The organism is Paenibacillus sp. M-152 (genome assembly GCF_003856555.1).
GTDB classification, from domain to species: Bacteria; Bacillota; Bacilli; order Paenibacillales; family Paenibacillaceae; genus Paenibacillus; species Paenibacillus polymyxa_C.
In genome coordinates this window covers 3,692,376-3,704,462 of record NZ_CP034141.1, presented here as the reverse complement: position 1 = coordinate 3,704,462, position 12,087 = coordinate 3,692,376, and the positions used below count along the sequence as shown (strand labels likewise).

12 protein-coding genes and 1 tRNA gene are annotated in these 12,087 nt (G+C 46.7%); 7 read left to right on the top strand and 6 right to left on the bottom strand.

Going from position 1 to position 12,087, the window contains the following annotated elements; all coding sequences use genetic code 11:
* Positions 1-18 precede the first annotated feature (18 nt).
* The gene (locus tag EGM68_RS16270; RefSeq protein WP_129549577.1) at positions 19-1,092 is read right to left on the bottom strand and encodes an anthranilate phosphoribosyltransferase; all 1,074 of its coding nucleotides are present in this window, start codon (positions 1,090-1,092) and stop codon (positions 19-21) included.
* Between the two features lie 19 nt (positions 1,093-1,111).
* The gene (locus EGM68_RS16265) at positions 1,112-1,714 is read right to left on the bottom strand and encodes an ANTAR domain-containing response regulator (RefSeq protein WP_013371903.1); all 603 of its coding nucleotides are present in this window, start codon (positions 1,712-1,714) and stop codon (positions 1,112-1,114) included.
* Between the two features lie 443 nt (positions 1,715-2,157).
* Between EGM68_RS16265 and nirB the strand changes: the two genes are divergently transcribed.
* The gene (gene nirB / locus EGM68_RS16260) at positions 2,158-4,590 is read left to right on the top strand and encodes a nitrite reductase large subunit NirB (protein ID WP_129549576.1); all 2,433 of its coding nucleotides are present in this window, start codon (positions 2,158-2,160) and stop codon (positions 4,588-4,590) included.
* Positions 4,591-4,602: 12 nt separating this feature from the next.
* Positions 4,603-4,932, top strand: a complete 330-nt coding sequence (gene nirD, locus EGM68_RS16255) for a nitrite reductase small subunit NirD (RefSeq protein WP_129549575.1) — start codon at positions 4,603-4,605, stop codon at positions 4,930-4,932.
* A 279-nt stretch (positions 4,933-5,211) separates the two neighbouring features.
* On the opposite strand, the gene EGM68_RS16250 is transcribed toward nirD, so the two are convergent.
* A tRNA-Val gene (locus EGM68_RS16250) sits at positions 5,212-5,283 on the bottom strand.
* A gap of 140 nt (positions 5,284-5,423) precedes the next feature.
* On the opposite strand from EGM68_RS16250, the gene EGM68_RS16245 reads away from it, so the two are divergent.
* Together EGM68_RS16245 and EGM68_RS16240 are read left to right on the top strand one after the other, a co-directional pair.
* A complete protein-coding gene (locus EGM68_RS16245; protein WP_025675812.1) occupies positions 5,424-5,867 on the top strand; it encodes a GNAT family N-acetyltransferase in 444 nt (147 codons plus the stop codon).
* A gap of 86 nt (positions 5,868-5,953) precedes the next feature.
* The gene (locus EGM68_RS16240) at positions 5,954-6,190 is read left to right on the top strand and encodes a DUF3892 domain-containing protein (RefSeq protein WP_013371899.1); all 237 of its coding nucleotides are present in this window, start codon (positions 5,954-5,956) and stop codon (positions 6,188-6,190) included.
* Between the two features lie 128 nt (positions 6,191-6,318).
* On the opposite strand, the gene EGM68_RS16235 is transcribed toward EGM68_RS16240, so the two are convergent.
* Positions 6,319-7,077 (bottom strand): MBL fold metallo-hydrolase, encoded by a 759-nt coding sequence (locus EGM68_RS16235; protein WP_058710395.1) that lies wholly within the window; start codon positions 7,075-7,077, stop codon positions 6,319-6,321.
* 200 nt (positions 7,078-7,277) lie between these two features.
* Between EGM68_RS16235 and EGM68_RS16230 the strand changes: the two genes are divergently transcribed.
* Both EGM68_RS16230 and EGM68_RS16225 read left to right on the top strand, forming a co-directional pair.
* Positions 7,278-7,835, top strand: a complete 558-nt coding sequence (locus tag EGM68_RS16230; protein WP_013371897.1) for a hypothetical protein — start codon at positions 7,278-7,280, stop codon at positions 7,833-7,835.
* A 79-nt stretch (positions 7,836-7,914) separates the two neighbouring features.
* Entirely contained in the window at positions 7,915-8,220 is a 306-nt protein-coding gene (locus EGM68_RS16225) for a DUF1292 domain-containing protein (protein WP_007431055.1), read from the top strand.
* 111 nt (positions 8,221-8,331) lie between these two features.
* Here the strand turns inward: EGM68_RS16225 and EGM68_RS16220 are convergent, their stop codons facing one another.
* Positions 8,332-9,807 (bottom strand): aminotransferase class I/II-fold pyridoxal phosphate-dependent enzyme, encoded by a 1,476-nt coding sequence (locus EGM68_RS16220; protein WP_013371896.1) that lies wholly within the window; start codon positions 9,805-9,807, stop codon positions 8,332-8,334.
* A 187-nt stretch (positions 9,808-9,994) separates the two neighbouring features.
* Between EGM68_RS16220 and EGM68_RS16215 the strand changes: the two genes are divergently transcribed.
* The gene (locus EGM68_RS16215; RefSeq protein ID WP_025675814.1) at positions 9,995-11,281 is read left to right on the top strand and encodes an MFS transporter; all 1,287 of its coding nucleotides are present in this window, start codon (positions 9,995-9,997) and stop codon (positions 11,279-11,281) included.
* A 43-nt stretch (positions 11,282-11,324) separates the two neighbouring features.
* Here the strand turns inward: EGM68_RS16215 and EGM68_RS16210 are convergent, their stop codons facing one another.
* Positions 11,325-11,957 (bottom strand): DUF1054 domain-containing protein, encoded by a 633-nt coding sequence (locus EGM68_RS16210; protein WP_025675815.1) that lies wholly within the window; start codon positions 11,955-11,957, stop codon positions 11,325-11,327.
* Positions 11,958-12,087 lie beyond the last annotated feature (130 nt).

The window sequence follows — 12,087 nt, the reverse complement described above, 5'->3', positions numbered from 1 at the left end:
GACTGTATGAGACCGATATTATAAATACGAACGGGTTTCGGATGTGCCGACTCCTGTTTTTATTTCTTTTCTCAACATAGCTTCACGCCAACGGCAGTACAAATCCCAGGCTTCCCCGTTTTCAAGCAGTGGTTTGCAGGTATATAAGCCTTCCTCAATGGAGTCTACTCGCCCTGCGACGAACAGTCGGACCGCGCCGTTGAGCAACACTTGGTTCGAGAAGGCAGTATGAGCTGTACCTTGCAGCACTTCCTCTGATATGCGCAGTTGTTCAGCGGGGGTCCAGTTGTGTTCTGGTACTACCGAATCCAGCCCGTACATTTCGGGATCTATAACCTGGAGTGACACTTCACCGTTAGCAAACAGGTAAGTCCGGGTCGGTCGATCGATGAACAGGTCCTCCGATCCTTCGCTCCCCTGAATGATCAAAGCCCTGCGATAATTCAGATTCTGCATAACTTTCGCCGTCTTGTCGAATACGGTGTTGTGGAAAACGCCGAATACAATGTACGGGGAAGAACCGTAATCAACTAGTTTCTCGGCTGTGTTCAGTACTGTGCGAAGCCCCAACTCTTCGCGAATAGACCGCAGATCTCGCAGGGGCGTGCACCATTGTTCGGAAACGACGAAAAGCACGCCTGTCTGCTTTGCAGCATGAATGGCGGTTTCGTGTGTTATGTCCGCAGTTGCTACCCCCATCTCCTGCAACAAAAGTGGGAGTGTAACCCCCCATTTGGGAGGGAGAGGTGCACTGCCATGCATCGTTACAGGTATTCCGTAGGAGGAAAGCAGAAAGGCAGTTGCGAAGGTGGCAATAAATGATGACTTTCTACCGTCGTACGGACCAGCGAAATCAATGCCTTCCTTCATGGGAAAGCGGTGGGAATATTTACGACAGACATTAACGAATGCTTCCAGCTCGGCAACACTCTCCATTTTGATGCGTTCCGCGGCAAAGAAGGCTCCGATTTGAGCAGGGGTTGCCGACCGGGTCATAATCAGTTCGGCGGCAGCTTCGGCTTCGGCGTAGTTCAGATCACGGGCGCCTCTTTTGCCGCGCCCAACTTCTTTTAATATTTCAATGATATTCATGTTCAGGCCCCTTTCAGATTTATGCTTTTAGCATTTGCTGTGCTTTCACAATGGAGATGGCCACATCAACGATTCGTTTGCGTTCATTCATCGCTTTTTTACGCAGCAGATCATATGCCTCCGCTTCCGGGATGCCGTTTACTTCGCCAAGTATCCCCTTCGCCATATCAATCCATTTGCGTTCTTCCAGCCGAGCAGTCAGTTGTTTGCGTTCACTTTGCCAATGCTGGCGTTCAAAAAAGTGTTTGGCGCTAAAATGAAGAGCCCAATTCAGCTCATGAGCTGCCATGGAAGGGGTTAGAATACCGTCGACAATCACATCTGCTTCGCAAGCCTCCGTCGATGACAGCGCTGATATCGGGCTGCACCACCAGAGCAACGGAATTGCTTTGGTTTGCTCTAACCTGCTGCTCCACATGCTGATTGTGCCGACAGGTATGTTAAGTACTGCCGCATCTGCATTATGGATGAGCTGTTTGATTTCAGATTCATTGCGGCAGGGCAAAGGTAGGTATCCGTTGGATTCTAAAAGGTGCTCAGGTCCTGCCTGCCATGAGGGAATGGCGTTTGCCTGCTCGGATGCAGGGTCAGCGTGTAAGTGGATTACCAACAAGGAACGCAAGCGGGCTCCTCCTCTCTTTAACTCAAGGGTAAATAAGCATGAGGATTGTATGTCTTGATAAGAAATGTGACATATAACTTTGCGAGATGGTTTTACTTTTCCATCATAATGAAGTGGAAACAGACTTTTAAACCATTTTGGCGTGTTTTGGACTGAAAATCAATCCTAATTTTGCAGAAGAGTGATATTTTATACGTCATGGATATGTTACTTAGTGATAAAATATAATTTTTTATAAGATAATGCGTAAGGAATATTGACATGTGATTTGAATCGTTATATATTGGCTACAGTACTTTAAATTCATACTCTGATGGATACAACGGCGTATTCGATGAAACGGCAATGGAGCCTGTTTTTACATGTGGAGGGATATTTTTCATCCCCGTATGTGAAGCAGGCTTTTTATGTTTTAAGGATAGAAATGGAGAGGGAGTGACCTAATGAACTACATCCAAAAATTAGTGCTGGTCGGCAACGGAATGGCGGGGATACGCACTCTCGAACATTTGCTGAAGATCGCACCAGGTGCTTATGAGATTACGGTATTTGGGGCCGAGCCCCATCCCAACTATAATCGGATCATGCTGTCCTCTGTTCTGGCTGGAGGAGCAGGTTTGCAGGATATTATCATCAACGATTGGAGTTGGTATGAAGAGAATAATATCCGATTGTATACCGATGATCCTGTCACAGCTATCGATACGGAAAATCGGCAGGTGACTTCACGATCCGGTGTATGCGTCTCTTATGATTTACTGTTGTTGGCAACAGGCTCTAAAGCCTTCATCCTGCCGCTTCCAGGAGCCGACAAGGATGGTGTGATTGGTTTCCGGGATATCCGTGACTGCGAGACGATGATAGAGACTGCGAAGACGCACAAAAAAGCAGCCGTTATCGGCGGCGGATTGCTTGGGCTAGAGGCAGCCAGGGGGCTGCTTAATTTGGGGATGGACGTTACAGTTATTCATCTCAATGGATATATTATGGACCGACAGCTGGATGAGGCAGCTTCCCTTATGTTACGGCGCGAGCTGGAGGAACAGGGAATGACTTTTCTGGTCAATAAGCGGACGGCGGCTATCACCGGGCGTCGTCGCGTGGAAGGGCTGAAGTTTGCTGATGGAAGCGAACTGGAAGCGGATTTGATCGTTATGGCGGTAGGTATCAAACCAGATATTGAACTGGCGGTTTCGGCGGGAATTCTCGTAAACCGTGGCATCATCGTAAATGATAACATGGAAACGAACATTCCTGGCATATACGCCGTTGGAGAATGTGCAGAACACCGGGGAATCACTTACGGTCTGGTTGCCCCATTATATGAGCAGGGGGGTGTCCTTGCTCAGCGACTCGCGGGAATGGAGACTCCCGGCTACAGTGGTTCCGTTACTTCGACAAGGTTGAAGGTATCGGGCGTCGATGTGTTTTCAGCAGGCAATTACAAGGATGAGCCAGAAACGCGATCTCTGCGGTATCAGGATGATATTGGTGGCGTCTACAAAAAAATCGTCATCAAGGAAGAAAAACTGACCGGAGCCGTCCTGTTTGGGGATACATCTGATGGAGCTATGTTGTTTTCTTTGATCAAAAGTGGTGATTCGGTGGTTGGTCGAGAGAAAGAGTTGTTACTTGGTTTTAACCCTGGCCAACCAGAAGGTAGTGGCACCATGATGCTGGAGCAGATGCCTGAACATGAAATTGTATGCGGATGTAATGGTGTATCCAAGGGTGACATTAGAGAGGCGGTTGCGGCGGGCTGCAGGAGTCTTGGGGAGATTAAGGCCTGCACGAAGGCATCGGCATCATGCGGCGGCTGCAAGCCAGTAGTGGAGGGGCTCTTACAGCTGTACGCAGGTGCAGAAACCGGAGAACCGATTAAAGAAGGGATATGTGGTTGTACAACGCTTGATCGGGAAGCGATTATTGATGGTATCCGGGGAATGGGGCTGAAGAGCGTCAAAGAAGTGATGAACGTGCTGGGCTGGAACGAACCTGAAGGATGTACCAAATGCCGACCAGCCCTCAACTATTATCTAGGTATGCTGTGGCCACTGGATTATGAGGATGAGAAGGAATCCAGATTCACGAATGAAAGGTACCATGCCAATATCCAGAAGGATGGTACCTACTCTGTGGTGCCCCGCATTTATGGAGGAGTTACTTCACCTGCCGACCTGAAGAAGATTGCCGCTGTCGCGGAGAAATACAACGTGCCTTTGGTTAAATTTACGGGTGGTCAACGTCTTGACTTGCTTGGTGTGAAAAAGGAAGATCTACCGGGAATCTGGTCTGAATTGGATATGCCGTCAGGGTATGCATATGGAAAGACATTACGAACGGTCAAGACGTGCGTCGGTAACACCTTTTGTCGCTTCGGCACACAGGATGCCATGGGTATGGGTATCCGGTTGGAAAAGGCATTTGAGCGTCTGAACGCGCCATCCAAAGTCAAACTGGCTGTGTCGGGCTGTCCGCGTAACTGCGCAGAAGCGACGATTAAGGATTTGGGCGTTGTCGCTATTGACGGTGGCTGGGGGATCTACATTGGAGGTAACGGCGGTATTAAGGTGCGGGCAGCAGAACTGCTGTGTACTGTAAAAACCGAGGATGAAGTGATGGAATGGACTGGTGCCTATTTACAGTATTACCGTGAGCAGGCGAATTGGAACGAGCGAACAGCTCATTGGGTAGAGCGGGTAGGCGTAGACTCGATCAAACAGGTACTAGCAAATGCGGAGATGAGGCAGCAACTGGTAAGCAGAATTGAGGAGACGTTAAGTACAACGACGGATCCGTGGCACGAAATCATTCATAACGAAGAGCTGCGCAAAAATTTTGTGCAGCTGCCAGAGCTTAAGGCAGTAATGGAATAGGGGGCTGACCAAATGGAGAGCAATACGATAACCAGCAGAATCAGGATTGCAGATCTGAACGAAATTGACCAACGTGGAGCAAGAACAGTTCGCATTCGTAATACAGAGATAGCCGTATTCCGCCTTAGTGACGGCAGTGTGCGTGCGCTTGAGAACCGTTGTCCGCATAAAGGGGGACGGTTATCTGAAGGAATGATCTGTGGATCGGTAGTCCATTGTCCGCTCCATGACTGGAAAGTCGACCTGTCCACCGGCCAGGTGCGAGATCCGGATACTGGTTGTGTGACCACTTATCCCACAGAGATTGACAGTGAGAGTGGAGCTGTTTTTATTATAATCTAGAGGCTTTGAGTTTATTGTGCTTGGGGTGCTGGGCTTAGTTGTTCTTCCATATAATAGAAGAGATATGTATTGCCTAACGATTCTCTAGAATTCAGTCTTACTGAAAAAAGAGATATTGCTGCTTAAGTGTAGTGGTAGAGTATATAAAAAAGTCAACCTTATTTCTGGTTGGCTTTTTTGTCGCTCAAATCTTAAACAATGACCAGTTTCTCTTTTTAGCAAAATTCGCTGTATCTCCAAATAAACAAAAAAACCTTGAATATCAAGGCTTTAGACGTATAGGACGGATGGGGATCGAACCCATGACCCTTACCCTGTCAAGATAATGCTCTCCCGCTGAGCTACCGTCCTGTAGTTACTAGATAATATCATGTATTAACCATATATGTAAAGTGAAAAAATACAAATCAGCCTGTACTTCATAACCATTTATATATATAATTCAAATTTAGCGAGTTTACATTTGGAATTAAGGATAGGAGGAACAGATGATGGCCGCAGAAATTATAACTGTAACAACAGAAGAGCAACTGCAGAAGGCAATATTAATCCGTACCAAAGTGTTTGTCGAAGAGCAAAAGGTTCCTCTAGATCTTGAAATTGATCATTATGACAAGCTGGGAGATACCGCCCATCATTTGCTAATTTGTGAACATGGGGAAATGGTGGCTACTGGTCGGTTGACATATTATGATGAGGATACAGCTAAAATGCAACGTATTGCCGTTCTCAAGGAGCATCGTGCAGCAGGTTATGGACGTGTATTACTGCTAGCACTGGAGGAACGTGCACGTGAACTGGGGCTGAGATACTCGTTGTTAGATGCTCAATGTCAAGCTGAGAAGTTTTACGAAAAACTTGGCTATGAAACGATCTCTGATGAACCTTTTGACGATGCGGGAATACCGCACGTACGTATGCGCAAAAAGTTGTAATTGAGGCACGGGGTGTATACAAAGCTGTACAATGCGCATGCTAGTAAAAGTTCCTCCACTATACTATGGATAAGGAGCGATGCAGCATGGCGAATACAGAACGAGAACAAATTACGGCAGTACGTAAAAACGGGGATGGCGATCTTACGTCATTTCAGACATCTACTGGACGGATTTTGGATTATAGCCAAGCGTTGAACGAGATTGAAGCAGGCTCAATTGCAGGCGTCAACGTGTTCAAGGCCAAGGATGGAAGCAAACGAATTCGAGGGGATGCCGATGGAGATCCTTCTAATAACCTGGATCAACTGCCGTTGTTCTGACCTTGACTCGCAACATTAACGTCCAAGCTTATCATTGTATACAAAAAATATGCAGCAAGCCGCCCGGCTATCCTTTGTAGGAAAGCCGGGCGGCTTTTTGTTAATTGTTTAAGCTCTCATTAGCTCGGCTACTCTGCACGTTCCAAATCTGCTAGCGGATAAACTCGCTGCTGCTCCAGAAAGGACATAATCCCTGCCTTATCTCTAAATTGTTCCATATCATCACTATAGTGCATCAGATGAATTTGCTCTTGCAGAGGTGTTGGCAAGCTTAGCAGCTCATCTAACGTTGTATGTACTTCTCCAGCGCCTTGTAACTGAACCTCATGTAAAATGCTCCGGCATCCCCGTTCATGCACCAGATGATGAAGTAAATCAGGATCAAAAACCATGTCCGCACTATAAAAAAGACGATCATTTATGAACAAAGAGTAACTGTGTTTACCAGGAATATGCTGTGTAGGGATCAGCTCTATCTGGATACCAGGTACTAATGTGGTGGATACGCCAGGCGTTATGACATTTACCTCAAATACATCCTCAAGCTTGTCAATCATACCTTGCTGGGACATGCCGCCCTTGAGCGTATGCTCCCATAAAGGGTGGATTAATGGTTCGGCGATATAAAGTAGAGGTTTGCGACGATGGAGGATATTCATTTGAAAACCAAATTCCTCTAAGCCTCCGACATGATCTGCGTGAATATGTGTGATTAAAATAGCGTCAATATCAGGCAAAGGGACACCCATCTGGTGTAATGCCAGCGATGCGGTTGTACCGCAATCGATCAGCAGCTTGCCTTCCCCGCTATCCAGCAGCGCGTTGTTGTTGTAATAATGCTTGGCAAAGGCGCTGCCTGTACCAAGCATCTGTATCGTTAGGCCCATTATGGATTCTCCCTCCAGACGATGTGTTATAAGACATTCTACAATCGTATTTTAACATCTAGGCTGCGAGAACTAAAGATTTGGCTCCTTATGTAAAAACTTTGGACAATTTGTGAAACACAGCGCAACTTGTGCGGCTGAGCTAGGTATAAATGTACGACAGATGGTTTTTAACAGATAACGATGGAGGGATATGTAGTATGAAATGGAGAAAAGTGATGGCCCTAGTGATGGCCTTTTCAATAATGGGAGGGACCGTCATTTCGGCGGAGTCCGCCAAGGACCAAGTGCAGTTGATTATTAACGGAGAAGTGTCAAAAGATGGCGCAGTTGTCATTGATGGGAAAACTTATGTGCCTATCCGTGATTTTAATGGGCTTGTAAATTTTGATCCCTCTGGTGGAAAAGTTGTTTTCGACCAGCCAAACGTGCATATGTTCCTGTTCAAGGGGGATACTGTGTTTGGTAACGTGAATAAAGGCAACAAAGTGAAGTTTAATGTTTTCAGTCAAATTGATACCCTGAAAACAGATATTTCCGGAGTGAAAGTAGCAATTACCGACCCTTCGGGCAATGTAAAGGATATTCAGTCCCAAGATATCAAAGGAGCGCAAAAGGATAACTTCTGGTTCCGTACAAACGACTTTACGTATGATTTCAAAACAGCAGGAAACTATCGGGTCGGTTTCTACATTAAAGAAAGTAAAGATGGCAGTTATACCCTCGTGTCCGAAAAAGTCATTACAGCGATAAATTAGGCATACCACAAATTGACCTGCACTCTTGATCATGTTACGATACGAGGGAAAATAAAACAATTTGAAGGTAGGTATTTCCATGAGTGATCACAAACATGAACACGGTGAAGCCTGCAACCACGATCATGACCACGAACATGAAGAAATGGTTCTTACGCTAACTGATGAAAATGGCAAAGATGTAGAAATGGTGCTGGTAGAGACCTTTGACGTAGAAGATCACGTGTATGCTCTTTTGCTTGAGCGAGGCAATCCCGAAGCGGATGGTATCATTCTTCGTATGGAAGAAGAAAACGAAGAAATGGTGCTTTACAATATTGAGGACGAAGATGAGTGGAAGCGTGTAGAAGCTGCATATAGCGAGCTTGTTGCCCAATACGAATAGGATTGGATACAGTAGCTGTTCTTGCTCATCACACAATAGAAAAGCCCCCAAATGGGGGCTTTTTTTGTTGACTATCAACATTTTTTGCAAGCAGGTGTTAACAGATCATGTTTAAGAAATAGCGTCAGTTTCAACGATAACCTTCACCTGATGTACCGTTCGATCCTCAGGTCCTTTAACAGGCAGGCCTACTTCCACATGATCTACAATATAATCAATATTGTCCTGCGAAATAACTTCTCCCGGCAATAGGATCGGGATGCCCGGTGGGTATACATAAATGAATTCTGCAATGATACGGCCAGCAGATTCCTTGAAGGGCACGATTTCTGTATCTCCGTAAAAAGCGTCTCTCGGAATGAGGGAGAGCTGCGGTATATCCGGTATCTTTACAACCAGCTCATGCTGCTGACCTGTGGAATAGTGCAGTGCAGCCAGCTCTCGCAAAGCTTTTAATAAAATGTCAATTTCCTCTTTGGTATCACCAGGGGTCACCAAACAGAGAATATTATACATATCGCTAAGCTCAACCTCGATATTGTAGTGATCTCTCAGCCAATTTTCCACATCATATCCGGTAAGGCCTAAATGGCGAATATGAACTGTAACTTTGGTCGGATCATAATCATAGGTAGCTTCTGTGCCAAGAATTTCGCTGCCAAAGCAATATAGCCCTTCGATTTTGTTGACCTCTGCGCGGCAATATTCAGCTAATTCCAGAGCACGTTGTGCTATTTCATGGCCGTTAAGGGCCAGGTTGCGTCGGGATGTGTCCAACGAAGCCAGCAGGATATACGAAGTGGACGTCGTTGTCAGCATGCTGAAAATAGTTTGTACACGTTGCGGATTAACGAATCCGTTTTTTGTATTGACATTCAGTATCGAGCTTTGAGTCAAGGAACCACCCAGTTTGTGGACGCTTGTAGCTGACATGTCTGCCCCCGCCTCCATAGCGGACATCGGCAAATCAGCGTGAAAATGAATCAGTACTCCGTGAGCCTCATCGACCAGGACCGGCACATTATAGCTGTGAGCGAGATCTACAATTTCCTTCAAATCGGCGCACACACCGTAATATGTCGGGTTGATGACAAGGACGCCCTTGGCGTCAGGGTGACGTTCCAATGCCCGGCGTACGGACTTGGTTGTAACCCCGTGGTGAATACCGAGATTCTCATCACTGACCGGAGAAATGAATACCGGCTTCGCACCAGCGAAGATAATGGCAGACATTATGGATTTGTGTATATTTCGGGGTACAATAATTTTATCACCTGGCATGCAAATGGACATAATCATGGTGATAATGGCTCCGCTTGTCCCCTGTACACTGTAATAAGTATAATCAGCTCCGAAGGCTTCTGCTGCAAGCTTTTGAGCTTCTTCAATGACGCCTGATGGCTGATGCAGATCGTCCAATGGAGCGATGTTAATCATATCTATGGAAAAAGCATTATCCCCCATAAATTCGCGAAATTCCCGATCTGCGCCCACTCCCTTTTTATGACCTGGGATGTGAAATTGAACCGGGTTGCTCTGAGCATGCTTTTTCAAAGCAGTAAAAAGCGGGGTGTTGCTTTGATTCATTAGTGTTGTCACAACCTTTCATGCAGGATTTCGACAATCCTGTGCAATTGATAATAGAACAAAATTGAGTATAGCAGTTTGAAGTAGGAATGCAAGCGATTGAGGGCGCATTTATTTGCGAAAGAGCGGAGTAGGCGGAGAACCCCGAATGTATAGACAATAAACGAAGGCGGAGGATGTGGGATAAATGAAGCAAATAAGACGAAAAAAAGCTTCACAGCGGCTGTGGACTCCTTTTTTCGCCAAATTATGGATACTGGTGTTTCTGGTCGAATTCATGAAGGGATCTCTTCTGGTATCCATCCTGCCGGTATATATGGGAGAAACGTTAGGGCTGTCGGCCGGAATTATCGGTTTAGCCTTTTCGCTTCAGTATTTTGGAGACAATGCATTCCGGGCACCGGCGGGCTGGATGGCTGAACGGCTCGGTTATCGTGGAACGATGTCAACCGCGTTGTTGTTTACACTTGTAGCGGTCATTATGCTAAGCGCACTGACAGAACCTGTGTGGCTCGTCATCGCGTGTCTGCTGCTAGGACTGGGGACATCTCCGCTCTGGCCTTGTGTGATGACTGGAACGACCGAAATGTCTGGTCCTAATAACAATAACGGTGCAGCGATGGGGACACTGGAAATTGCGTCCATGGGCGGAACGGGCTTCGGTCCACTCATTATGAATTTCGCCATATCCCATTACGGACACTCTTACGGTATGGTGTTCATGATTTTAATAGGATGCAGTATTGTATTGCTGCTGGTTGCTCTTATGCTGCCTGGAACGAACAGGTCTGCTGGCAAAGACGACCTCGAACAGAGCGCTCTCATATCTTCTGGTGGGAACTCCAAGCAGAAGCGGCAAGTGTTGAGAGGTATCCAGGAGACGATCAACACGCTCAAAACAAAGCTTAATGTGAATCCGTTAATTTATCCTGCGCTGTTTTTGCAGTCCTTTGTCATCGGCTTGATCAGCCCTGTGCTAACGCTGTACGCGCGCACGGATCTCGGAATTTCACCGAACCTGTATAGCGTGCTTCTGATTGCCGGTGGTGGGGTGACTGTGCTGGCATTGATCCCTTGTGGCAAGCTGGTAGATCGCCTTGGAACCAAGTACTTTTTGCACATCGGTTTTTTGCTTGCCGGGATCACGCTATTTTTCTTTTCAACAGTACAGACCATTCCACTTGTGTTCGTATCCGTAGCCATTATTGGCTTGGGGTATGCGCTCATTTTGCCTGCATGGAACACGTTTCTTGCCCAACTGATTCCGGAAAGCGAGCGTGCAACAGTATGGGGCTTTTTTTTAACACTCCAAGGCTCTGGTATGGTTATTGGTCCGCTCGTTTCAGGAGTGCTATGGGACCGTGCTGGACACACAGCTCCATTTATCATCAGTGGGATCGTGATGCTGCTCATGTTTGGCTGCCATCTGGCTTTGGCGCGCAATCCACGGAGAAAAACCGTTGTTAAGGCTTGAACGGTGCTCTTAGTAGCGGATCAGGGCCGCATTTATTCTAAAGCTATTCCTTTGGAAAAGACATCCGGTACAGTGGCAGTAAATGCTCAAAGGTGGAACGCACCGTCTGCAGTAACGCAGCTCCGTCACTGGCAAGAGGGTCATTACGATCAATACGGAGCCCACACATGACCTCGGCTTTTTTCACCTGCTGCAGCTTGTTAATGATGGTTTGAAACTCTTCCATGTCCATTTGCTGCTGTTCTGTACCTTTTGGATCCATATGATCCATGGACCAGTAGAAATGACCTGGTATGTTAGAGCGCACATCGCTCAGGTTGGCTTCAAGCGCCTGGGCAAACGTGATTTTATTCGGACTTTCATAAATGACTGCGAATATGACGAATATATGGGAAGCGAACATACCTACCTCAAAATGCGGCAACGCCTTATACCCGCGTTTATTTGCCGCCCAGGCTACCCATGTATCGATCGGGGGATTGACCTTGCGTCGTGCATGCTTGGCCACGTGAACGTGCATGGGTTCCCCGCATAAGTCCGTCAGGAAGGGGGCTAACTCCTCGCCAATCGCCTCCAACTTGGGCCGAACCTGCTGAATCAGCACCTCCATGCGAGGTTCCAAGCCTGGTATCTCAAAAACATCAAAGTCCTTTGCAGTAAATCCACTAAATGTCATTCCTATTCCTCCTGTAACTGGGTTGTATCATATCGTGTGGCATAATATGTCCGATTATAGCATAATGTCAGCGGGCTTGGCCGACTTTAGGCCGGGCTCGGTACAAGCATATAAGGCAAAAGTAGGATTG